Raw genomic sequence first — 22,411 nt, 5'->3', positions numbered from 1 at the left:
CGCGTCCGGCTGTGGATCGACTCGCGACTGGGGATAGACCCTTGTCGCTGCGACCTTTCAACGGTCGCGGGGCGGGCGCGTGTCGGCACCGCCCGGCAGGTTGGCCGCATGACGACGTTGAAGGCGATGAGCAGGATCCAGCTGGGCGCGATGGGTGAGGCCCTGGCCGCGGACCATCTGAGGGCGATGGGGTTGCGGATCTTGCACCGCAACTGGCGCTGCCGGCACGGCGAGCTCGACGTGATCGCCTGCGACGACGCCCGCCGCACGGTGGTGTTCGTCGAGGTCAAGACCCGCACCGGCGACGCTTTCGGTGGCCTGGCGTACGCGGTCACCGAGCGCAAGGTCCGGCGGCTGCGCCGGCTCGCGGGGCTGTGGCTGGCCGGCCAGGACGACGGCTGGGCGGCGGTGCGCCTCGACGTGATCGGGGTGCGCCTCGCGCAGGACCGCGTCCCGGTGATCACGCATCTGCAGGGCATCGGCTGATGGCGCTGGGACGTGCGTTCTCGGTCGGCGTGCGCGGCCTGGACGGCGAGATCGTCGAAATCGAGGCCGACATCACCTCCGGCTTACCGGGGGTGCACCTGGTCGGCCTGCCCGACGCCGCGCTGCAAGAATCCCGCGACCGCGTGCGGGCGGCGGTCACCAACTGCGGGAACACCTGGCCGATGTCGCGGCTGACCCTCGCGTTGTCGCCGGCGACGCTGCCGAAGATGGGGTCGGTCTACGACTTGGCGCTGGCGGTCGCGGTGCTGTCGGCGCAGCGCAAGCACCCGTGGGAGCGGCTGGAAAAGACGGTGCTGCTGGGGGAGCTGTCGCTGGACGGCCGCGTCCGCGCGGTGCGCGGCGTGCTGCCCGCCGTGCTGGCGGCCAAGCGCGACGGCTGGCCGAGCGTCGTGGTGCCAATGGACAACCTGGCCGAGGCCAGCCTGGTCGACGGCGTCGACGTGTGGGGCGTTCGCACCCTCGGGCAGCTGCAGGGCTGGCTGTCCGGTTCGGCCCAGCTGGACCAGCGGATCACCGGCGGGGTCGACGAGCCCGAGCCGGCGGCCGACCTGGCCGACGTGGTCGGGCAGTCGCAGGCCCGATTCGCGGTCGAAGTGGCGGCGGCCGGGGCGCATCACCTGATGCTGACCGGGCCGCCGGGGGTAGGCAAAACCATGCTGGCGCAACGCCTTCCGGGGCTGCTGCCGAAGCTGACGGACGGCGAGGCGCTCGAGGTCACCGCCATTCACTCGGTGGCCGGGCTGTTGTCGGGGGACACGCCGCTGATCACCCGGGCGCCGTTCGTGGCGCCGCACCACAGCTCCAGCGTCGCGGCTCTCGTCGGCGGCGGCTCCGGGATGGCCCGCCCCGGCGCCGTCAGCCGGGCGCACCGCGGGGTGCTGTTCCTCGACGAGTGCGCAGAGATCAGCGTCTCGGCGCTCGAGGCGCTGCGAACACCGTTGGAGGACGGCGAAATTCGGCTGGCCCGCCGCGACGGCGTGGCGTGCTACCCGGCGCGCTTTCAGCTGGTGCTGGCGGCCAACCCGTGTCCGTGCGCGCCGGCCGATCCCCGCGATTGCATCTGTGCGGCCGCCACCAAGCGTCGCTACCTGGGCAAGCTGTCCGGGCCGCTGCTGGACCGGGTGGACCTGCGGGTGCAGATGCATCCGGTACGGGCCGGGGCGTTTTCGGCCGCCGACGGCGAATCGACGGCGGCGGTGCGCGCCCGGGTGGCGCAGGCGCGCGAGACGGCCGCCGCCCGCTGGCGCGCCCACGGCTTCCGCACCAACGCCGAGGTGAGCGGGACGCTGCTGCGCCGGAAGTATCGCCCCGGCAGCGCCGCGATGAATCCGCTGCGCACCGCGCTCGACCGCGGGTTGCTCAGCATTCGCGGGCTGGACCGCACGCTGCGGGTCGCGTGGAGCCTGGCCGACCTGTCCGGCCGCGGCTCGCCGGGCCTCGACGAGGTCGCGGCGGCGCTGAGCTTCCGCCAACCGGGGACGCAGCGATGACGACCATCCTCGACGAATCCGTCTGCAGGGCATGGGCTTACCTGTCGCGGGTGGCCGAGCCGCCGTGCCCGCAACTTGCCGCCCTGGTGCAGTCGGTGGGGCCGGTGGAGGCCGCCGATCGGGTGCGCCGCGGGCTGGTCAACGACGAGCTGGCCCGCCACACCGAAGCGCGCCGTGAAATCGACCGGGCCGCAGCCGATCTCGAGCTGCTCGCGCAGCGCGGCGGCCGGCTCATCACACCGGACTCCGACGAATGGCCGCTGCTCGCCTTCGCCGCATTCGACGGCGCCGGCGCCCGGCCCCGTGTCGGCCCGCCGCTGGTGTTGTGGGCGCAGGGTCCCGTGCGGCTCGACGACGTGGCGCAGCGGGCGGCAGCGGTGGTCGGCACGCGGGCCGCGACACCCTACGGCGAGCAGGTCGCCGCCGACCTGGCGGCGGGTCTGGTCGAGCGTGACGTCGCGGTGGTCTCCGGCGGCGCCTACGGCATTGACGGCGCGGCGCACCGCGCGGCGTTGAGCTGCGACGGCAGCACGGTGGCGGTGCTGGCCGGCGGCATCGACATTCCTTATCCCGCAGGGCATTCCGCGCTGCTGCATCGCATCTCCCGGCACGGGCTGGTGTTCACCGAATACCCGCCGGGTGTGCGCCCGGCGCGATACCGGTTCCTGACCCGCAACCGCTTGGTGGCCGCCGTCGCGGGGGCCGCGGTCGTGGTGGAGGCGGGCCTGCGCAGCGGTGCGGCCAACACCGCCGCTTGGGCGCGCACGCTGGGCCGGGTGGTGGCGGCGGTGCCCGGGCCCGTGACGTCGTCGGCATCGGCGGGGTGCCACGCGCTGCTGCGCAACGGCGCCGAGTTGGTCACCCGGGCCGACGACATCGTCGAGCTCGTCGGTCGCGTCGGCGAATTCGCGGTCGAGGAACCACGTCCCGCCACCGCGCTGGACGGGCTGGGGGAGGCCGAGCGTCAGGTGTACGAGGCGCTGCCCGGCCGCGGCGCCACCACGGTCGACGAGATCGCGGTCGCGTCGGGCCTGGCCGCCGAGCACGTGCTCGGGCCGCTGGCGATCCTCGAGGTGACGGGGTTGGCCGAGCGCGACGGCGGGCGCTGGCGAATCGCCCGCGCGCGCAGTGCCCGAGCTGCGCAAACGTCGCGACTCGTATAGTCGGCGGGGGTCCGGTCAAAGAGGAGGACAAGTGGCGGGTCGACCCCTTCAGCACTTCACGGTCGTCGGTACTGAGCAAATCGCACCCCACATGGTTCGGGTGCTGCTCGAGGGCAGCGATTTCGGCACCTTCGTGCCCAGCAATTTCACCGACTCCTACGTCAAGCTGGTGTTCGTTGCCGACGCCGTCGACGTGGCCGCGCTGCCGCATCCGTTGACCCAGGACAGCTTCTCCGTCCTGCCGCCCGAGAAGAGGCCCTCGGTGCGGACCATCACCGTCCGCAAGGTCGACGCCGCGGCCCGGCAGATCGCGCTCGACATCGTGGTGCATGGCGAACACGGCGTGGCCGGTGCGTGGGCGGCCTCCGCCCAACCGGGCCAGGCGATCTACCTGATGGGACCCGGCGGCGCCTACACCCCGGACCCGGCAGCGGGCTGGCACCTGCTGGCCGGCGACGAATCCGCGCTGCCGGCCATCGCCAACGCGCTGGAGGCGTTGCCGCCCAACGCGATTGGCAAGGCGTTCATCGAGGTGGCCGGACCTGAGCACCAGATCGAGTTGACCGCGCCGGAAGAAGTGCAGGTGAACTGGATCTACCGCGGCGGCCGGGCCGACCTGGTGGCCGACGACCGCGCCGGCGATTTCGCGCCGCTGATCGAGGCCGTCACCACCACGCTGTGGCTGCCGGGGCAGGTGCACGTGTTCATGCACGGCGAGGCGCAGGCCGTCATGCACAACCTGCGGCCCTTCATCCGCAAAGACCGTGGCGTGGACGCGAAGTGGGCCTCGTCGATCTCGGGCTACTGGCGGCGCGGCCGCACCGAAGAGACGTTCCGGCAGTGGAAGAAGGAACTCGCCGAGGCCGAGGCCGGCGCCCGGTAGGGGTCGTCAGCGCGACGCCCCGGCTGGCATCCTCTAACGCATGGCATTCGGCGACTATCAGAACGAGATCTACTTCAAGGGCCTGGGCGGGGTGTCGCCCGCGCTGCCGATGGCCTTCGCGGAGCTGGAGGCCCGGGCCGAAAAGGCGATGCCGCCGTCGGTGTGGTCCTACGTCACCGGTGGCGCCGGCGACGAACGCACCCAACGCGCCAACCGCGAGGCATTCGACCACTGGGGCCTGATCCCGCGCATGTTCGTCGGGGCCAAAGAACGCGACCTGTCGGTCCAGATGTTCGGCCTGACCCTGCCGTCGCCGGTGTTCATGGCCCCGATCGGCGTCATCGGCATCTGCGCCCAAGACGGCCACGGCGACCTGGCCACCGCGCGCGCGGCCGCGGCCACCGGCGTCCCGATGGTGGTGTCCACCCTGACCGCCGACCCGATGGAAGACGTCGCCGCGCAGTTCGGCGACACCCCCGGCTTCTTCCAGCTGTACACGCCGAAGGATCGTGACCTGGCCGCCAGCCTGGTGCAGCGGGCCGAGGCCGCCGGCTACCAGGGCATCGTCGTCACCCTCGACACCTGGATTCCCGGCTGGCGCCCGCGCGACCTGACCACGGCCAACTTCCCGCAGCTGCGCGGCCACTGCCTGAGCAACTACACCAGCGACCCGGTCTTCCGGGCCAGCCTGCAGCGCCCGCCGGAGGAGGACCCGCAGGGCACCGTCCTGCAGTGGATCACGACCTTCGGCAACCCGTTGACCTGGGACGACCTGCCCTGGTTGCGGTCGCTCACCAAGTTGCCGTTGATCATCAAGGGCATCTGCCACCCCGACGACGCCCGGCGCGCCAAGGACGGCGGCGTCGACGGCATCTACTGCTCCACCCATGGCGGCCGGCAGGCCAACGGCGGCCTGCCCGCGCTGGACTGCCTGCCCGGCGTGATCGAGGCGGCCGAGGGAATGCCGGTGCTGTTCGACTCGGGCATCCGCAACGGTGCCGACATCGTCAAGGCGCTGGCACTGGGCGCGACCGCCGTAGGCATCGGCCGGCCGTACGCCTACGGCCTGGCGCTCGGCGGTGTCGACGGCATCGTGCACGTGCTGCGCTCGCTGCTGGCCGAGGCGGACCTGATCATGGCCGTCGACGGCTATCCGACGCTGAAAGATCTCACCCCGGACACGCTGCGGCGCGTCGGCTAGAGGGCTTCGACCGGGCCTGCGACGGTGGGGGAATGCAGGCGATCCTCGACGAGTTCGACGAGTACCTCGACCTGCAGTGCGGTCGGTCGGCACACACCCGTCGCGCGTATTTGGGCGACCTGCGCTCGCTGTTCGCCTACCTCGACGCTCACGGCGCCGGCCTGGACGGGCTCAACCTGCCCATGCTGCGGTCGTGGCTGGCCACCGCGGCGACCACCGGGGCCGCCCGCACGACGCTGGCCCGCCGCACCTCGTCGGTCAAGGCGTTCACGGCGTGGGCGGCGCGGCGCGGCCTGCTGACCGGCGACCCGGCCGCGCGGCTGCAGATGCCCAAGGCGCACCGCACCCTGCCCGCGGTGCTGCGCCAGGACCAGGCGCTCGACGCCATGGCCGCCGCCAAATCCGGTGCCGAGCAAGGTGATCCGCTGGCGCTGCGGGACCGGCTGATCGTCGAGATGCTCTACGCCACCGGCATCCGGGTCAGCGAGCTGTGCGGGCTGGACGTCGACGACGTGGACGCCCGGTTCCGGCTGGTGCGCGTCCTGGGCAAGGGCGACAAGCAGCGCACCGCGCCGTACGGGGTGCCCGCGGCCGAGGCGCTCGACGCCTGGCTGCGCGACGGGCGTCCCGCCCTGGCCACCGCGAACTCCGGGCCGGCGCTGTTGCTGGGGGCGCGGGGCCGGCGGCTCGACGTACGTCAGGCGCGCACCGTCGTGCACCAGACGATCGCCGCCGTCGACGGCGCACCCGACATGGGCCCGCACGGACTGCGGCACAGCGCGGCCACGCATTTGCTCGAAGGCGGCGCTGACCTGCGGGTAGTGCAGGAGCTGCTGGGCCATTCCAGCTTGGCGACCACCCAGCTGTACACCCACGTCGCGGTGTCCCGGCTGCGGGCGGTGCACGACCAGGCCCACCCGCGGGCCTAGCCGTTCAGCGGCTTGAGCCGGACGCGGGTGGACTTCAGCAGGCCAAGCGGATCGACGTAGTCGGCGGCCGACGCCGGGCCCCACATCGCGCCCCAGTGCAGGCACGCCGCGGCCGGGCAGCCGCGATGCCCGGCCAGCAGCTCGCCGATCACCGTTTGGGCGGTCACCGTCTGTCCGGCCCGCACGGCCGCCCGCACCGGCTCGTAGCTGGTGTGCAGGCCGCCGGGATGGGCCAGCGACACCACCGGACGCCCCGCCAGCGTCCCGGCGAACACCACGGTCGCGGCGCCGGCGGCGTATACCCGCTGGCCAGGGCTACCGGGCAGGTCCGCGCCGCGGTGGCCCGGCTGCCAATCCGGCGAGGGGGCATCGAAGCCGCGGGCCGATCCGTCCAGGGCCGGCGGCGGTCGCAGCGGCCAGTCCAGGCGGACGTCCTCGGCCGTCGCCGTCGCGGCGCTGGCCAGCACCACGCTCAGGACCAGCGCCACCCATCGCACATCTCGAGTTCACCGCCGCGCCCCCACCAGGGCCAATCGCGTCCGCAAATCTGTGCACGAATACCGATGTGTACAGACACGGTGGCAAAAAGCACCAGCTGAGTCGGTGTAAACTCCTCGTCGCGGCCCGTTAGCGGGCTGACTTCGCGCGTCTGCATGGCGTCTCCCGTTCCACTAGGAGAACGCAATGGCATGTCGGGAGGTCCCGACCGGGTTTGTTTACCGGCTGGGTCCGGCATCGCAGCAGTCGCCAGGGCCCGGCCTCACCCGATGCAGGGCGACAACCGAAACAAAGGAATGGCATCCACATGGCCGTCGTGACCATGAAGCAGCTGCTGGACAGCGGCACCCACTTCGGGCACCAGACCCGTCGCTGGAACCCCAAGATGAAGCGGTTCATCTTCACCGACCGCAACGGCATCTACATCATCGATCTGCAGCAGACGCTGACCTACATCGACAAGGCGTACGAGTTCGTCAAAGAGACCGTCGCCCATGGTGGCACGATCATGTTCGTCGGCACCAAGAAGCAGGCGCAGGAGTCCGTCGCGGACGAAGCGACCCGCGTCGGCATGCCGTTCGTGAACCAGCGCTGGCTGGGCGGGATGCTCACCAACTTCTCCACCGTGCACAAGCGCCTGCAGCGCCTCAAGGAACTCGAGGCGATGGAGCAGACCGGTGGCTTCGAGGGCCGCACCAAGAAGGAAATCTTGATGCTGACCCGCGAGAAGAACAAGCTGGAGCGCAGCCTGGGCGGTATCCGCGACATGGCCAAGGTGCCGTCGGCGATCTGGGTCGTGGACACCAACAAGGAGCACCTCGCGGTCGCGGAGGCTCGCAAGCTGAACATCCCGATCATCGCGATCCTGGACACCAACTGCGACCCCGACGAGGTCGACTACCCGATCCCGGGCAACGACGACGCGATCCGCTCGGCGGCGCTGCTGACCAAGGTGATCGCCTCCGCGGTCGCCGAGGGCCTGCAGGCGCGTGCCGGCGTGGGCCGCAGCGACGGCAAGCCCGAGGCCGACGCCGCCGAGCCGCTCGCCGAATGGGAGCAGGAGCTGCTGGCCTCGGCGACAACGACCGCAACGACCACAGCCACCACCGACGCCGCTGGAGCTGCACCCGAAACAACCCCTGAATCTTCATAGGAAGGCTGACCATTGGCGAACTTCACCGCTGCCGACGTCAAGCGTCTTCGTGAGCTCACCGGTGCCGGCATGCTCGACTGCAAGAACGCGCTGGCCGAAAGCGACGGCGACTTCGACAAGGCCGTCGAGGCGCTCCGGATCAAGGGCGCCAAGGACGTCGGCAAGCGCGCCGAGCGCGCGACGGCCGAGGGCCTGGTCGCGGCCAAGGACGGCGCGCTGATCGAGCTGAACAGCGAGACCGACTTCGTCGCCAAGAACGCGGAGTTCCAGACGCTGGCCGACGAGATCGTCTCGGCGGCAGCGCAATCCAAGGCCGCTGACGTCGACGCCCTCAAGGGCGCCAAGATTGGCGACAAGACGGTCGAGCAGGCCGTCGCCGACCTGTCGGCCAAGATCGGCGAGAAGCTGGAGCTGCGCCGCGCGACGTACTTCGACGGCACCGTCGAGGCGTACCTGCACAAGCGGGCCGCGGACCTGCCGCCTGCCGTCGGCGTGCTGGTCGAGTACACGGGCAGCGACGCCAATGCCGCGCACGCCGTAGCGCTGCAGATCGCGGCGCTCAAGGCGCGCTACCTCACCCGCGACGACGTCCCCGCGGACCTGGTGGCCAGCGAACGGCGCATCGCCGAGGAGACCGCGAAGGAAGAGGGCAAGCCCGAGCAGGCGCTGCCCAAGATCGTCGAGGGCCGGCTGAACGGATTCTTCAAGGACACCGTGCTGCTCGAGCAGCCGTCGGTGTCGGACAACAAGAAGACCGTCAAGGCATTGCTCGACGAGGCCGGCGTGACCGTGACCCGGTTCGCTCGCTTCGAGGTGGGCCAAACCTAGCCAGCACACGTGAGCGGCTAGCGTCACTGTTATGCGACGCGTGCATGCTTTCGGTGATGATGCTCTCGGTGACCTGGACGCGGTTGGCCTCAGCGATGCCATCCGGGCCGGGTGGGTCGGCCGTGCCGACGCCGTCGAGGCGGCCATCGCCCGCGCCGAAGCGGTCAACCCCGCGCTGAATGGCTTGGTGTACAAGGCGTTTGAGCAGGCGCGCAAAACCGCTGCGGCCAATCCGTCGACCGGATTTTTCAGCGGCGTCCCCACGTTCCTCAAGGACAACGTGGACGTCGCCGGCCAGCCGACCATGCGGGGCGCCGACGCCTGGACGCCATTCGACGCCGCCGCCGACGGTGAGTTCACCCAGCTGTATCTCGCCACCGGCCTGACGCCGCTGGGCAAGACGCAGATGTCGGAGTTCGGGTTCAACGCGGCGGCCGAGCACGCGCGGCTGGGCGCGGTCCGCAACCCGTGGGACACCGATTACACCGCGGCGGCGTCGTCGTCGGGCTCGGCGGCCTTCGTCGCCGCGGGCGTGGTGCCGATGGCCCACGCCAACGATGGCGGCGGGTCGATCCGAATTCCCGCCGCCTGCAACGGGATTGTGGGCCTCAAGCCGTCGCGCGGCCGGTTGCCCCTGGACGCCGAGCTGCGCAGGATGCCGGTGGGCATCGTCGCCAACGGTGTGCTGACCCGCTCGGTGCGCGACACCGCGGCGTTCTATCGGGAGGTCGAGCGCATCTGGCGCAATCCCAAGCTGGCGCCCATCGGCGACGTCACCGCGCCGGGCCGGCAGCGGTTGCGCATCGCCGTGGCGACCCAGTCGATCCGCCGCGAGTGCAGCCCCGAACTGCGCGAGCTGACGCTGAAGACGGCCGGGCTGCTCGAGGAGCTGGGCCATCGCGTCGAGCACCTGGACCAGCACCCGATTCCGGACAGCTTGGTGGACGACTTCATTCTGTATTGGGGCTTTTTGGCGATGGCGCAGGTGCGCTCCGGGCGCCGGGCATTCGGCGACTCGTTCGACCGAAGCAAGCTGGATGCCCTGACGCTGGGCCTGGCCCGGCACGCCAGCCGCCACCTGTACCGGCTGCCCCGGACGATCATGCGGCTGCGCGGGATGCGGCGCCGCAGCGCCGAGTTCTACCGCACCTACGACGCGCTGCTGACCCCGACGCTCGCCGACCCGACACCGCAGGTCGGCTACCTGGCACCGACCGACTACCAGCAGGTGATGGACCGGCTGATGGACTGGGTGACGTTCACGCCGCTGCAGAACGTGACCGGCGACCCGGCGATCTCGCTGCCACTGGCCCGCAGCGCCGACGGCATGCCGGTGGGCATGATGCTGGCCGCCGACCTCGGCCAGGAGGCGCTGCTGCTGGAGCTTGCCTACGAACTGGAGGCGGCCCGGCCGTGGGCCAGGATCCAGGACGCCGGATAGCTTGATGGCGGCGACCCGCTTCGCCCGCCTTCGCCGCCCTCGCGATCGCCGCTAGTCAGTCGGACCCGAGTTTTTCCAGCATGCGCTTGAACTCGCGCTGTTGCGCCACGGTCAGCTTCTCCAGGATGCGGCCGTCGGCGACCCGCACGGCGGCCTCCGCGCGCTTCAACACCGTGCGGCCCGCAGCAGTCAGGGTGGCCGGCAGCGCCCGTCCCGAGGACACCGACGCCGGTCGCGCCACCGCGCCAACCTCTTCCAGCCGGCGCAGCACCGTGTTCATGGCCTGCGGTGTGACGTTGGAGTTTCGCGACAGTTCGGCGCTCGACAGGCCGGGGCTCATCGAAAGCATTCGTAGGCAGACGAATTCGGGAAGCGTCAGGCCCAGCGGGCCCAATACGGCGGCCACCTCGGGCCGCAGCACGGCCGCCACTCGGTAGAGCAGGTAGCCAAGGGGAGCATCTCCGGTCGCAGCCACGCCAACGATATTGACACACGCAGGGATTCCCCGGCCGGTCGGCTCGATTGAAAACACCGGCGCCGGGTAGCCGAGATAAATGCCCAAGACGACCAAGGCCGGCAAGCCGAAGCAGGACGAGTTGCCGAGCACCCTGCAGCGGTCCGACTCCAAGGCGCAACGAACGTTCGCGAAGGCCCACGATGCGGCGGCCGACGAATACGGCAGCGAGGAGCGGGCGCACCGCGTCGCCTACGCCGCGGTCAAGCACAGCTTCGAAAAAATCGGCGACCACTGGGAGCCCAAGGAAGAGAAGGGGCCCTCGGACGAACGCGCCGAGCGCGGCGGGTTGCACAACACCGCGCCGTCGGCCGAGGGTGTCGACGCCAACGCCAGCAAGAAGCACCTGCTCGACGTCGCGCGGCGCCTGGACGTCCGCGGCCGGTCGAGGATGAACAAATCCGAACTGGTCGACGCGATCATGAAGCACAACCGCCGGGTCCGGGGTAAGTAGGGCCTGTGAGGGCGAAAGTGATTACTCTGCAAGGCATTTCGTGGCATCACTAACAAACAGCGACCAGGTCCGCCGTTAGCAATGTGGCATCTGAGACTGGATGGGCCTTTTGAGGTCTTTGTGGGCTGTTGTGGTGCAACGACATTAGATAAACGCACAGCCAATTAATAGATTTCCCAATGGCTATCGCTTCGCCGCAGTTCAGCGGCCGAATGTTTGGGTTCTGCATTGATCGGCTATGCGAGTTTTGTTGCGGTGACTACTCGCGCAACGGGGGGTAAATCAAATCACCGCTGGAAAGAATTGGAAACGATTCGGACTGAGAGGTATCTAGCACCATGAAATCAATTGCAATGAAATCGATGATCGCAGCTGCTGGCATTGCCGCCGTCGGCACCTTCACGGCGGCGACCGCGTCCGCGGCGCCCAACATCCAGGGCTTTGGCACCAGCCAGCAGCTCATCGAAGGGCCGTCGGTCACCAACTACACGGTGAGCAACCTGCAGCCGAGCAACACGGCGATTCCCGGGTACACGCCGAAAGGCACGTTGTACCAAGCGGATGTGACCGCACGGTCGGATGGCGGTCTGGTCACTCCGATGGTCAACGACTTCATCGCCCGCGGGCCCAATGGCCAGAACTACCGGGTGATCGACAAGGTCGGGGCACCGGGCAGCCTTAACCCGGCGCCGATCCAGCAGGGCAGCGAGTCCACCGGAACGCTGTACTTCGACGTGACCGGCGCACCGCCGAACGGCGTCGTCTACAACGAGGGCACGCAAGACGTCCTGATTTGGACGTCGAACGTGCAGGGCGACTCGGGACAGGGTGTGGCGCCGAACGCCACCCCGGCGCCCGGTGCGCCTCCGGGACCGGCTCCCGCGCACACCTAAGCCGTAAGGCCTTCCGGGCCTGACGATTTCGGAACTCCCCGCGCCGCAATGGCGCGGGGAGTTCTGCGTCGTCGGGCCAAACATTTTGGTGCCAAATACACAGCATCGGATCCGACGAAGGTGGGTACCCATCAGTAATGAGTTACACCGATCACAGGCCTGCGCAGGTGCGGGCTCAGGCTCAAGAACATGCCGAGAAGGCGCGCGAGAAGATGGACGAGCGCCGCCGCAAGCAGGAAGGCGGCCTGAGCGGTTGGCTGGCCGAGCGCGCCGGCCAGTGGGACCTGAGCGGGCAGGACGAAACGACCCTGCAGCGCCAGAAGTTCTTCTGGAACCTGTTGGTCGATTACTGGTTTCGCATGGAGATTGACGGCTGGGAGCATATTCCGGAGCCACCGGCGCTGCTGATCGGCATCCACTCCGGGGCGCCGTTCGTCTGGGACGCCTGGACCGTCGGACTGCAGTGGTGGCGGCGCTTCGGCCAGGAGCGCCCACTGCATGGGACCGCGCACGACGCCCTGATGGCCATCCCGCTGTTCGGGCGCTATTTCCGGTCCATGGGGGTGCTGCCTGCCGCGCCGGACGCCATCGCCACCGCGCTGGCGGAGGGCCGGGATGTGGCGCTATGGCCGGGCGGCGAGGTTGATTCGCTGCGGCCGTGGGCCGAGCGCGATCGCGCAAACCTGGCTGGTCGTTCGGGTTTCGTCAAGATGGCGATCCGCGCCGGCGTGCCGATCGTGCCGATCGCGACCGTCGGCGGCGCCGACGCCATGCCGGTGTTGATCCGCGGCGATCGACTCTCGCAGGTCCTGCGATTGGATCGCGTGTTGCGGCTCAAGGTTTTTCCGCTGGCGGTCTCACTGCCGTGGGGTATCGCGCCCGCGGCGCTGCCGCAGCTCCCGTTGCCGGCCAAGATCAGGACGCGATTCATGCCCGCGATCGACATCGACCACGATCCCTCGCGCGCCGACGACGACGAGTACGTCGAGGCCAAATACCGAGAGGTCCAGGACAGCATTCAGCAGGGCATGGATGCGCTGGCGCGCAAACGGGCGCTACCGCTGTTTGCGTAATATTCTGCGGCGCAACGTATTCGGGTTGAGCCAGGCAATGCCTACTGGGCGATGGCGTCTGGGGCGTGTTCCAACGCCCAGCCCGGGTTCTGCATCGGGTCGGTGATGATCCACTCCGGGTGCGGCGGCGTCACCGCCATGTAGCCCACCCCGCGGACGGTGTCGATCATCGACTCATGTTCGGTGCCGAGTTTGGCGCGCAGCCGCCGCACGTGGACGTCGACGGTGCGGACCCGCCCGGTGGAGTCGTATCCCCACACCTCGTGCATCAACCGCGTCCGGCTGAACGCCCGACCCGCATGCTGGACAAGGAAATTCAGCAACTTGAACTCGGTGACCGTCAGGCCGAGTTCGTTGCCGGCCAGCGACGCGGCGAAGCTGGAGGGATGCAGCAGGAGGTCGCCGAATTTCAGCGTGCCGTCCACCGCGCTGCGCCGACGCTTGATCGCGAGCCGCAACCGCGCCTCCAGCTCGTCCGCGCCGGCGGCGGGCATCAGCACGTCGTCGAAATGCCAGTCGACGTCGACCGCGACGAAGTTGGTGGGTGCGACGACGGCCAACACCGCGACGCCCGGCGCACTGGCGGTGAGGCGACGGCAGACCGCGCGTGCGGTCGCGAGGTTGGTGCGCGCATCGATGATGGCCACGTCAACCGCTTTGTGGCGCCCGTCGCCGTTGTCTTGCAGGACCGCGCGCCGGATGTTGCGGGTCAGCGCCTTCAGCGTCGGCAACGCCGATTCAAAATCGTCGTCGTCGGAAACCAGTAGGACGTCCAACAGACATCTCCAAACCTCATGAGGGTGTGCCTAGCCCCCGTACCCCGTAGGCACCTCGCAGGAGATCTCGAACAGCGCAGCGCTGTGTACCCCCTCAGGGCACGATTATGCCAACTATTCGTTCCAGATTTGGCGAAATGGGAGTCCCCGAGCCCCCCAGAAAGTCGACGGGCCCGGTCCGTTGTGCACGGACCGGACCCATCCTGGTGACAAGCTAATCCTGATGCGACTTCTGGCGCTCTTCGGCGACCTTTGCGCTGCCGCGAGCCGCTTCGGCCTCGGCCTCTTTCTTGGCCGCGTCGCGCTGGGCTTCGGCCTTGTCCTGCTGCGCCTGGCCCTCACGAGTCAGGTCGTCCTGACCGGTGACCGCGCCGACAGCTTCTTTGACCCGGCCCTTGACGTCCTCGACGACGCCCTTGACGGCTTCCGCGGGTCCAGACTTTTCGTCCGCCATGATGATTCCCCTTCAGTGGCGTACTGGTGTGAGCGTCTTGCGCTCCTGCTAACCGATCCCATGGACCAGTCCAATGACACGACGCGGTAGGCCCTGCTTCTCAAGACCATTGGTTTCCCCGCCGCCTTGGTCATTATTCCCAGGCTGCCGACGGCTCAAACATGAGGCGCCCGAGCGCAAGTCGTGATCGCTGCAATGCCGGTGTGACCTGGGTCGACGGACCGCGCCGGTAGCCCGGATCGCCGGCTGGGCAGATAATGCACCCCACCAGCGCGAGATTGTGCTGCGATGGGGCAGGATGTGAATGCCGTTCCGGGTGGGGGCGTTTTCCGGAATGGCACTGTTATGCGAGGAGTCTGATGACGCAGCCGGAGCCCAGCAGCGCCAACGGCGTGCCCGTGAGTCGGGCCAGGTATTCGCGAGTGCTGCTCAAGCTCGGCGGCGAGATGTTCGGCGGCGGCCAGGTCGGGCTCGATCCCGACGTCGTCGCCCAGGTGGCCCGCCAGATCGCCGAGGTGGTGCGCGACGGCGTGCAGGTCGCGGTCGTCATCGGCGGCGGCAACTTCTTCCGCGGCGCGCAGTTGCAGCAGCGCGGCATGGAACGCACCCGCTCGGACTACATGGGCATGCTCGGCACCGTCATGAACAGCCTCGCGTTGCAAGACTTTCTGCAGAAGGAAGGCATCGACACCCGGGTCCAGACCGCGATCACCATGGGTCAGGTGGCCGAGCCCTACATTCCGCTGCGCGCGGTTCGCCACCTGGAAAAGGGCCGGGTGGTGATCTTCGGGGCCGGCATGGGGTTGCCGTACTTCTCCACCGACACCACCGCGGCGCAGCGGGCGCTGGAGATCGGCGCCGAGGTGGTGCTGATGGCCAAGGCGGTCGACGGCGTGTTCACCGAGGACCCCAGGCAGAATCCGGACGCCAAGCTGCTCACGGCGATCAGCCATCGCGAAGTCATCGACCGTGGCCTGCGAGTGGCCGATGCCACGGCGTTCAGCCTGTGCATGGACAATGGCATGCCGATCCTGGTGTTCAACCTGCTGACCGACGGCAATATCGCCCGCGCGGTCGCTGGTGAGAAGATCGGAACGCTGGTCACCACCTGAGGGGAAGACGCGGACATGCGTGCCACGACGATGCAGAGCGCAGCGATGAGGAGGAGAGGCACAAAATGATTGATGAGGCTCTCTTCGACGCGGAAGAGAAGATGGAGAAGGCCGTATCCGTGGCCAGGGATGACCTGTCCAACATCCGAACCGGCCGCGCCAACCCGGGCATGTTCAACCGGGTCGTCATCGACTACTACGGCACCAACACCCCGATCAACCAGCTGGCCAGCGTCAATGTCCCCGAGGCCCGCCTGGTGGTCATCAAGCCGTACGAGGCCGGCCAGCTGCACGCCATCGAGGCCGCGATCCGCAACTCCGACCTCGGCGTCAACCCCACCAACGACGGCACCCTGATCAGGGTGGCCGTCCCGCAGCTCACCGAGGAGCGCCGCCGCGAGCTGGTCAAGCAGGCCAAGGGCAAGGGCGAGGACGCCAAGGTCTCGGTGCGCAACATCCGCCGCAAGGCGATGGAGGAGCTGCACCGCATCCGCAAGGACGGCGAGGCCGGCGAGGACGAGGTCGGCCGCGCGGAAAAGGACCTGGACAAGACGACCCAGCAGTACGTCACCCAGATCGAAGAGCTGGTCAAGCACAAAGAAGGCGAGCTGCTGGAGGTCTAGCGGCCGCTCAGCAACCAATCAGTGGCAACCTCCGATGCCGGCGCAGGCACCCAGTCCGACGAGTCGGCAGGTGGGGCCAAGAAGACGTCGCGCGCCGGACGCGATCTGCCCGCCGCCATCGCGGTCGGCCTGTTCACCGGCGGCCTCGTGGTGGGGTCGCTGCTGTTCGCGCCGCGCTGCTGGGTGGTGCTGTGCGCCGGCGCCATCCTGGTCGCCAGCCACGAGGTGGTGCGGCGGCTGCGCGAGGCGGGCTACGTCATCCCGGTCATCCCGCTGCTGATCGGCGGGCAGGCCACCGTCTGGCTGACCTGGCCGTTCGGCGCCCGCGGGGCGCTGGCCGGCTTCGGCGCCACGGTGGTGGTGTGCCTGATCTGGCGGCTGTTCATGCGCGACGACAGCAGGAACCACGATCCGGCCGCGGGCCCGCCGCCCCCGTCGAATTACCTGCGTGACGCGTCGGCCACCATCTTCCTGACCGCCTGGGTCCCGCTGTTCGCCACCTTCGCCGCCTTGCTGGTGTATCACCCCAAGGAAGGCGCCTGGCGGGTCTTCTGCCTGATGATGACGGTCGTCGCCTCCGACGTCGGTGGCTACGCCTTCGGGGTGCTGTTCGGCAAGCATCCGCTGGTCCCGTCGATCAGCCCGAAGAAGTCGTGGGAGGGCCTGGGCGGATCGCTGGTCTGCGGTATCACCGCGGCGCTGCTGATCGCGAGGTACCTGGGGCACCGGCCACCGTGGGAGGGCGTGGTGTTGGGCTTCGTGCTGGTGCTGACCTGCGTGTTTGGCGATCTGGTGGAGTCTCAGGTCAAGCGCGACCTCGGCATCAAGGACATGGGCCGGCTGTTGCCGGGTCACGGCGGCCTGATGGACCGGCTGGACGGTGTGCTCCCGTCGGCGGTCGCGGCCTGGTCGCTGTTCACGGTGCTGCCGGCGTAACAAGCGATACTGGACACGTCATGGTCCAAGAATTGGTATTCGACGCGCCCCGGCGCGGCCTGCCGCCGCGGCACCTGGCCGACCTCGACGAGGCGGAGCGCGCATCGGCCGTTGCGGAGCTCGGGCTGCCGGCGTTTCGGGCCAAGCAGCTCGCGCAGCAGTACTACGGCCGGTTGATCGCCGATCCACGGCAGATGACCGACCTCCCGGCCGGGGTGCGCGACGCGGTCGCCGGGGCGATGTTCCCCGACCTGCTGACCGCCGCCACCGAGATCACCTGCGACTCCGGCCAGACGCGAAAAACGTTGTGGCGGGCCATCGATGGCACCACGTTCGAGTCGGTGCTGATGCGCTACCCGCAGCGCAACACGGTGTGCATCTCGTCGCAGGCCGGCTGCGGGATGGCGTGCCCGTTCTGCGCCACCGGGCAGGGCGGGCTGACGCGCAACCTGTCGACCGCGGAGATCGTCGAACAGGTGCGGGCCGCCGCGGTGGCCGCGCGCGACGAATTCGGCGACCGGCTGTCCAATGTCGTGTTCATGGGCATGGGGGAGCCGCTGGCCAACTACTCGCGGGTGCTGGCCGCCGTGCGGCGCATCACCGAGGCGCCGCCGCACGGCTTCGGCATCTCGGCCCGCTCGGTGACGGTGTCGACGGTGGGGCTGGCGCCCGCGATCCGCAAACTCGCCGACGAGCGGCTGGGGGTGACCCTGGCGTTGTCGCTACACGCCCCCGACGACGAGCTGCGCGACACGCTGGTCCCGGTCAACAACCGCTGGAAGATCAGCGAGGCGCTGGAGGCGGCGCGCTACTACGGCGATGTGACGGGCCGCCGGGTGTCGGTCGAGTACGCGCTGATCCGCGACGTCAACGACCAGCCGTGGCGGGCCGACCTGCTCGGCAAGCGGCTGCACGGTGCGCTGGGGCCGCTGGTGCACGTGAACCTGATTCCGTTGAATCCGACGCCCGGCAGCGACTGGGATGCCAGCCCGAAGGCGGCTGAGCGCGAATTCGTCCGGCGGGTGCGCGCCAGGGGAGTGTCGTGCACGGTGCGCGACACCCGCGGGCGCGAAATCAGCGCCGCCTGCGGCCAGCTGGCGGCCGAGGGCAAAGCGGCGAGGTGAACCGCGGCGGCGGGTAATGCGTCTAAAGAGGTAACACCAGCAACGAAGGAAAGGGCCGTCATGACTCGCCTGTTGTCTCCGCTGAAGTTGTTCGCAGCCGCGGCCTGCGCCGCCGCCCTGATCCTCGGGCTGGCCGCTCCGCCTCCCGCGCAGGCCGCCGACGACCGCCTGAATTTCACCGGCACCACGATCAGCGGGGCGCCGTTCAACGGCGCCACCCTGCAGGGCAAGCCTGCGGTGCTGTGGTTCTGGGCTCCGTTCTGCCCGTTCTGCAACGCCGAGGCCCCCGGCGTCGCCCAGGTCGCGGCGGCCAATCCCGGCGTCACCTTCGTCGGCATCGCCGGGCATTCGAGCGTCCCCGACGAGCAGGGCTTCGTGTCCAAATACGGCCTGAACTTCACCAACCTCAACGACGACGGCTCGATCTGGGCCCGCTACAACGTGCCGTGGCAGCCGGCGTACGTGTTCTACCGGGCGGACGGCAGCTCGACGTTCGTCAACAATCCCACCTCGGCCATGTCACAGCAGGACCTGGCCGGCCGGGTTGCCGCGCTGACGCACTGACCTCGTGGACCAGGGCCTCATCGGCTTGGCCTTCGCCGCCGGGCTGGTCGCGGCCCTGAACCCGTGCGGGTTCGCGATGCTGCCCGCCTACCTTTTGCTGGTGGTGCGCGGTGCGCGGCCGGACGAACGCGCCGGTCCGCTCGGCGGGGTCGGGCGTGCGCTGAGCGCCACCGCGGGGATGGCGCTGGGCTTCCTGACCGTCTTCGGCGTGTTCGGGGCGCTGACCATCTCGGCGGCCAGCACGGTGCAGCGCTACCTCCCATACGTGACAGCCGCGATCGGTGTTCTCCTTGTCGCACTTGGGATTTGGCTGCTCGCGGGTAGGGAGCTGTCGGCGCTGACACCCCGGGCGCTCGGCCCACGCTGGGCGCCGAAGGCCAAGCAGCGGTCCCGGCTACTCGGCATGTACTCCTACGGCGTCAGCTACGCGATCGCGTCGCTGTCCTGCACCATCGCACCGTTCCTGGCGGTCACCGCCGCGGGCTTTCGTCGCGGCTCGGTTGCCACCGGCGTGCTGATCTACCTGGCCTATGTCGCGGGCCTGACCCTGGTGGTCGGCGTGCTGGCTATCGCCGCGGCCACAGCCAGTTCCGCGCTCGCCGACCGGCTGCGCCGAATCTTGCCGTTGGTCAACCGAATTGGCGGCGTCCTGCTGGTAGCGGTCGGGCTGTACGTGGGCTACTACGGCCTCTACGAGCTGCGCCTGCTGAGCGGCGATGCGGATCCGCGCGATGCGGTGGTCCTGGGTGCCGGCCGCCTGCAGGGCACGCTGGCCGGCTGGGTGCACCAGCACGGCCTCTGGCCATGGGTTATTGCGTTGGCCGTCTTGCTGATTGGCGCGTATGCCGCGGCCCGGCGCCGGCGCGGCCGGACGCGCTAGCGAATAGCTACTTGAGCCAGCCGCGGCGGCGGCCCCACCAGTCGCGCACCAGGACCGCGAGGGTGACGACGGCAAACCCGATCAGGTAGGCGTTCTCGACGTGTCCGACGTGGTTACCGCGCAGCATCGCCAACAAGAAGATGACGCCGAACACCCCGACGGCGTGCCAGGTGCGGAGGTTGATCCTGCTCCAGCCCCACGCTGCGGACGGCACCTCGGCGGGGTCGACACCGTTGTAGTGGTCCACCTCAGTACTGGCCACGGCGGTTCCCTTCGGATCGGATGGGCGTTCTGCTCGACATTCTGGCATACCCACCTTGCGCGCAGGCCGCGCAGGCGCAGGCTGGCGACCGACACGTCGGGTCCGGTCGGACGCCAGCCTTGCCCCGCGATTCGTGCGACTAGGACGGCGGCATCAGCACGGTGTCGATCATGTACACCGTCGCGTTCGCGGTGGGCACCCCACCGCAGACCACACTCGCGTTGTTCACCTTGAGAGCGTTGCCCTGGCCGGTCACCGTCACGTTCGCGCCCTGCAGGGTCGGGTGGGCGCCGTCGACCTTAGCCGGGCTCAGCTGCCCCTGCAGCACGTGGTAGGTCAGGATGCTCTTCAGCAGGGATGCGTTCGTCTTCAGCTGGCCGATCGTGGATTCGGGCAGCTTGCTGAACGCGGCATCGGTCGGTGCGAACACCGTGTACTGACCGTTGTTGAGCGTGTCGACGAGGTTCACGTCCGGGTTGAGCTTGCCCGACAGGGCCGACGTCAGCGTGGTGAGCTGGGGGTTGTTCGACGCGGCCACCGCGACCGGAACCTGCGACATGCCGTCCACCGAGGCGGGGCCACTGGGATTGGCTGCCGCGTAATCCGCGCACCCGGGGCCGACCAGATCGGCCGCCATCGCATTCGGAGACACGGCTACCCCGAGGCCGAAAATGCTGGCCGCCGCAAGACCGCTTGCCGCAATTCTGCTGTGTCGTTTCATATCCATCGCTCCCTTGTTAGGCCGGGATCGTTCACCCCCGTTGGCTGAACCCCTGCATCAGTCGTTCGGAGCCGCCCCGTCGTTGGACTGGTCGCCACGGCGAATTAGCCGTAGGTGAAGGAAAACACCTGCAAACCCTTGCTCGGCCGGACCTCTAATGTTCCTGGGGCCACTTGATCGTCGGCGACGATCTGATGGGAGGTCGGCGGTCCGCTGATCGGCACCGTCGTTGACTTTCCGTTGCGCAACACCGTGACGGTCCCGGTTCCGCCGGCGACGATGTACACGTTTTTGGCTTGGTAGTTCAGCTTGATGGCCGAGTTGTCGCCGGCCGTCGCGCCCTGGTAGTCCAGCGACCACGGCCCCGTCAACGCAAAGCTGTTGGGCTTCAGGGCCGGTGGATACCCAAACGTCGCGGACCCTTCGTCATACGTGCCGCCACCGCCGTAATTCACCATCTTCCCGACGGCGAGATACGTCTCCGGCGTGAGGCCCTGCTGCGGCGTGGTGTCGGCCGCGTCGACGGGTGGTGGGAGCTTGACATCCGGCTTCGCGTCGACGAGCAACTGCCTGATCAGTTTCTCCGTGACGTCGTAGTCGCCTTCGCCGAACTTGATGTGGCGGACAGTGCCGGTGGCGTCGATCAGATACTCGGCCGGCCAGTACCGGTTTCGGTAGTTCGTCCAGGTGCTGTAGCCGTTGTCCAGCGCAATCGGGTACGTGATGCCCAGATCCGCCGCGCCGTGAACGACGTTGCCCGGCACCTGTTCGAAGGCGTACTCGGGGGTGTGCACGCCAATGACGTCGAAGCCACTGTCGTGGTAGCCGTGGTACCACCCGACGACGTGCGGGATGGCGCGTTGGCAGTTGATGCAGGAGTAGGCCCAGAAATCGATCAACACGACTTTGCCGCGCAACGCATTCAGGGCAATCGGCTTGCCCTCCGGCGTGTTCAGCCACGCCGCGATGCCCTTGATATCCGGTGCGGGGCCGCAGTTTTCGAGCTTCGACGCTCCGTTGCTGCAGTTCGACAGCTGCGCATTCTGGTCGTTGACGATGCCGCCGAGATTCAGCTTCTGCCGGATCGTGTCGGAGCCGCCGATTTTCTGCTGCAGCGACGCAGTGTAGTCGGGGATCGCTCGCTGCAGCTTCGCCGGCAGATTGAACACCAGCGCAACCGCGAGCAGTATCGTGACCAGTCCGGCTGCGATTCGAATCTCGCGCTGTCGGCGCCGAAAAGCCTTGACGCGCTCAGCCACCCGCTGGCCGGCCACCGCGAAGAACAGCAGCGGCAGCGCGGCGCCGAGCGCGAACGCGCCGGTGAGTACGACAATGCCGAAGCTGATGGCGGAGGTGGCTCCGGCGACGACGATCGCGGCCAGGACGGGGCCCGCGCATGGGACGTACAGTACGCCCAGCGCCAGACCGAGTCCGAAACCGTTTCCGCGAGTTGTGATTTGCTTTTGTGGGATGCGGGAGAACGGCCGCTCCAGGAGTTGCTCGAATCCGGGAAAGATGAGGCCGATTCCAATCGCCACCAAGGCGACCAGTGCCACCCAGCGGATGGCGTCTTGGGGGAGGTGCAGCGCCGACAGCACGGCCGAGCCGAGCAGGGTTACCACGCTGAAGCTGAGGACCAGTCCGCCGATAACCCGGTAGGGGCGCGAGGTCGCGGCTAGTCGGCGTTTGGGCTTGACCGCCACGGCGCCGTCGGGTTCTGTTACCGCCGTGGCGGTTTCGCCTTGGGTTCCCGAGAAGAAGATCACCGGCAGCACCGGCAGGATGCACGGGGAGATTCCGGTGATCAGGCCTCCGAGGAAGCCGACCAGAGCAAGTGTCAACATGTCACGTATTCGTCGCTACCGGCGTCGTGGATTGGTAAGACCCGCAGAGCTTTCCGGCCGAGAAAGAACTGGAAGAAAGCACGGCAGG

General features: G+C 68.8%; 24 protein-coding genes and 1 pseudogene. 18 read left to right on the top strand and 7 right to left on the bottom strand.

Annotation, left to right across the window (positions count from 1 at the left end; all coding sequences use genetic code 11):
• Positions 1 to 108 precede the first annotated feature (108 nt).
• From MRAB57_RS27145 to MRAB57_RS27120, 6 genes are read left to right on the top strand one after another with little or no spacing between them, the layout of a single operon-like run.
• Positions 109 to 486, top strand: a complete 378-nt coding sequence (locus MRAB57_RS27145; RefSeq protein WP_077090092.1) for a YraN family protein — start codon at positions 109 to 111, stop codon at positions 484 to 486.
• Entirely contained in the window at positions 486 to 1,997 is a 1,512-nt protein-coding gene (locus MRAB57_RS27140) for a YifB family Mg chelatase-like AAA ATPase (protein WP_077090091.1), read from the top strand. The genes MRAB57_RS27145 and MRAB57_RS27140 overlap by 1 nt, the downstream gene beginning before the upstream one ends.
• A complete protein-coding gene (dprA, locus tag MRAB57_RS27135; RefSeq protein ID WP_077090090.1) occupies positions 1,994 to 3,160 on the top strand; it encodes a DNA-processing protein DprA in 1,167 nt (388 codons plus the stop codon). The genes MRAB57_RS27140 and dprA overlap by 4 nt, the downstream gene beginning before the upstream one ends.
• Positions 3,161 to 3,191: 31 nt before the next feature.
• The gene (locus MRAB57_RS27130; RefSeq protein ID WP_077090089.1) at positions 3,192 to 4,043 is read left to right on the top strand and encodes a siderophore-interacting protein; all 852 of its coding nucleotides are present in this window, start codon (positions 3,192 to 3,194) and stop codon (positions 4,041 to 4,043) included.
• Between the two features lie 40 nt (positions 4,044 to 4,083).
• Positions 4,084 to 5,244 (top strand): lactate 2-monooxygenase, encoded by a 1,161-nt coding sequence (locus tag MRAB57_RS27125; protein ID WP_077090088.1) that lies wholly within the window; start codon positions 4,084 to 4,086, stop codon positions 5,242 to 5,244.
• A gap of 32 nt (positions 5,245 to 5,276) precedes the next feature.
• Positions 5,277 to 6,173: a tyrosine recombinase XerC gene (locus MRAB57_RS27120; protein WP_077090087.1), complete on the top strand. Its 897-nt coding sequence runs from the start codon at positions 5,277 to 5,279 to the stop codon at positions 6,171 to 6,173.
• Positions 6,174 to 6,175: 2 nt separating this feature from the next.
• Here the strand turns inward: MRAB57_RS27120 and MRAB57_RS27115 are convergent.
• A pseudogene (locus tag MRAB57_RS27115) lies at positions 6,176 to 6,637 on the bottom strand (M23 family metallopeptidase); the annotation flags it as partial.
• A gap of 341 nt (positions 6,638 to 6,978) precedes the next feature.
• On the opposite strand from MRAB57_RS27115, the gene rpsB reads away from it, so the two are divergent.
• Genes rpsB through MRAB57_RS27100 form a run of 3 tightly spaced genes read left to right on the top strand, consistent with a single transcriptional unit; the run spans position 6,979 to position 10,093 of the window.
• Complete coding sequence (gene rpsB, locus MRAB57_RS27110) at positions 6,979 to 7,824, top strand: 30S ribosomal protein S2 (RefSeq protein WP_077090085.1); 846 nt, start codon at positions 6,979 to 6,981, stop codon at positions 7,822 to 7,824.
• 12 nt (positions 7,825 to 7,836) lie between these two features.
• Positions 7,837 to 8,652 carry a translation elongation factor Ts gene (gene tsf, locus MRAB57_RS27105; RefSeq protein WP_077090084.1) on the top strand — a complete coding sequence of 272 codons (816 nt, stop codon included), beginning with the start codon at positions 7,837 to 7,839 and terminating at the stop codon, positions 8,650 to 8,652.
• Positions 8,653 to 8,683: 31 nt separating this feature from the next.
• Positions 8,684 to 10,093 carry an amidase gene (locus tag MRAB57_RS27100; RefSeq protein ID WP_077090083.1) on the top strand — a complete coding sequence of 470 codons (1,410 nt, stop codon included), beginning with the start codon at positions 8,684 to 8,686 and terminating at the stop codon, positions 10,091 to 10,093.
• A 55-nt stretch (positions 10,094 to 10,148) separates the two neighbouring features.
• Here the strand turns inward: MRAB57_RS27100 and MRAB57_RS27095 are convergent, their stop codons facing one another.
• Positions 10,149 to 10,568 (bottom strand): MarR family winged helix-turn-helix transcriptional regulator, encoded by a 420-nt coding sequence (locus tag MRAB57_RS27095; protein ID WP_077090901.1) that lies wholly within the window; start codon positions 10,566 to 10,568, stop codon positions 10,149 to 10,151.
• A 79-nt stretch (positions 10,569 to 10,647) separates the two neighbouring features.
• Between MRAB57_RS27095 and MRAB57_RS27090 the strand changes: the two genes are divergently transcribed.
• From MRAB57_RS27090 to MRAB57_RS27080, 3 genes are all read left to right on the top strand, one after another.
• On the top strand, positions 10,648 to 11,061 hold the full coding sequence (locus MRAB57_RS27090) for a ChaB family protein (protein WP_077090082.1): 414 nt from the start codon (positions 10,648 to 10,650) through the stop codon (positions 11,059 to 11,061).
• Positions 11,062 to 11,399: 338 nt separating this feature from the next.
• Positions 11,400 to 11,954, top strand: coding sequence for an MPT63 family protein (locus tag MRAB57_RS27085; RefSeq protein WP_077090081.1), 555 nt, complete (start codon positions 11,400 to 11,402; stop codon positions 11,952 to 11,954).
• 137 nt (positions 11,955 to 12,091) lie between these two features.
• Positions 12,092 to 13,027 (top strand): lysophospholipid acyltransferase family protein, encoded by a 936-nt coding sequence (locus MRAB57_RS27080; protein ID WP_077090080.1) that lies wholly within the window; start codon positions 12,092 to 12,094, stop codon positions 13,025 to 13,027.
• Positions 13,028 to 13,068: 41 nt separating this feature from the next.
• Here MRAB57_RS27080 and MRAB57_RS27075 read toward each other — a convergent pair whose 3' ends face one another.
• The gene (locus tag MRAB57_RS27075) at positions 13,069 to 13,803 is read right to left on the bottom strand and encodes a response regulator transcription factor (protein WP_077090079.1); all 735 of its coding nucleotides are present in this window, start codon (positions 13,801 to 13,803) and stop codon (positions 13,069 to 13,071) included.
• 214 nt (positions 13,804 to 14,017) lie between these two features.
• Positions 14,018 to 14,257 carry a microaggregate-binding protein 1 gene (gene mbp1 / locus MRAB57_RS27070; RefSeq protein ID WP_077090078.1) on the bottom strand — a complete coding sequence of 80 codons (240 nt, stop codon included), beginning with the start codon at positions 14,255 to 14,257 and terminating at the stop codon, positions 14,018 to 14,020.
• A gap of 359 nt (positions 14,258 to 14,616) precedes the next feature.
• Here mbp1 and pyrH point away from each other — a divergent pair, with 359 nt between their 5' ends.
• The 6 genes from pyrH to MRAB57_RS27040 all read left to right on the top strand — a co-directional run bounded on the left by pyrH (position 14,617) and on the right by MRAB57_RS27040 (position 19,496).
• Entirely contained in the window at positions 14,617 to 15,369 is a 753-nt protein-coding gene (gene pyrH, locus MRAB57_RS27065) for a UMP kinase (protein ID WP_077090077.1), read from the top strand.
• Between the two features lie 65 nt (positions 15,370 to 15,434).
• Positions 15,435 to 15,992 (top strand): ribosome recycling factor, encoded by a 558-nt coding sequence (frr, locus tag MRAB57_RS27060; protein WP_077090076.1) that lies wholly within the window; start codon positions 15,435 to 15,437, stop codon positions 15,990 to 15,992.
• A gap of 21 nt (positions 15,993 to 16,013) precedes the next feature.
• Positions 16,014 to 16,928: a phosphatidate cytidylyltransferase gene (locus MRAB57_RS27055; RefSeq protein ID WP_077090075.1), complete on the top strand. Its 915-nt coding sequence runs from the start codon at positions 16,014 to 16,016 to the stop codon at positions 16,926 to 16,928.
• Positions 16,929 to 16,948: 20 nt separating this feature from the next.
• Positions 16,949 to 18,052, top strand: coding sequence for a dual-specificity RNA methyltransferase RlmN (rlmN, locus tag MRAB57_RS27050; protein WP_077090074.1), 1,104 nt, complete (start codon positions 16,949 to 16,951; stop codon positions 18,050 to 18,052).
• Positions 18,053 to 18,112: 60 nt separating this feature from the next.
• Complete coding sequence (dsbE, locus tag MRAB57_RS27045) at positions 18,113 to 18,616, top strand: disulfide bond-forming protein DsbE (protein ID WP_077090073.1); 504 nt, start codon at positions 18,113 to 18,115, stop codon at positions 18,614 to 18,616.
• A 4-nt stretch (positions 18,617 to 18,620) separates the two neighbouring features.
• Complete coding sequence (locus tag MRAB57_RS27040) at positions 18,621 to 19,496, top strand: cytochrome c biogenesis CcdA family protein (protein WP_077090072.1); 876 nt, start codon at positions 18,621 to 18,623, stop codon at positions 19,494 to 19,496.
• 7 nt (positions 19,497 to 19,503) lie between these two features.
• Here the strand turns inward: MRAB57_RS27040 and MRAB57_RS27035 are convergent, their stop codons facing one another.
• From MRAB57_RS27035 to MRAB57_RS27025, 3 genes are all read right to left on the bottom strand, one after another.
• Positions 19,504 to 19,758 carry a DUF2631 domain-containing protein gene (locus MRAB57_RS27035; RefSeq protein WP_077090071.1) on the bottom strand — a complete coding sequence of 85 codons (255 nt, stop codon included), beginning with the start codon at positions 19,756 to 19,758 and terminating at the stop codon, positions 19,504 to 19,506.
• A gap of 139 nt (positions 19,759 to 19,897) precedes the next feature.
• A complete protein-coding gene (locus MRAB57_RS27030) occupies positions 19,898 to 20,479 on the bottom strand; it encodes a fasciclin domain-containing protein (RefSeq protein ID WP_077090070.1) in 582 nt (193 codons plus the stop codon).
• Between the two features lie 104 nt (positions 20,480 to 20,583).
• Positions 20,584 to 22,323 carry a cytochrome c biogenesis protein DipZ gene (locus tag MRAB57_RS27025; protein ID WP_077090069.1) on the bottom strand — a complete coding sequence of 580 codons (1,740 nt, stop codon included), beginning with the start codon at positions 22,321 to 22,323 and terminating at the stop codon, positions 20,584 to 20,586.
• Positions 22,324 to 22,411: the final 88 nt, after the last annotated feature.

This window comes from Mycobacterium rhizamassiliense, assembly GCF_900157375.1.
Classification (GTDB): Bacteria; Actinomycetota; Actinomycetes; order Mycobacteriales; family Mycobacteriaceae; genus Mycobacterium; species Mycobacterium rhizamassiliense.
This window is presented reverse-complemented; position numbering and strand designations above follow the sequence as displayed.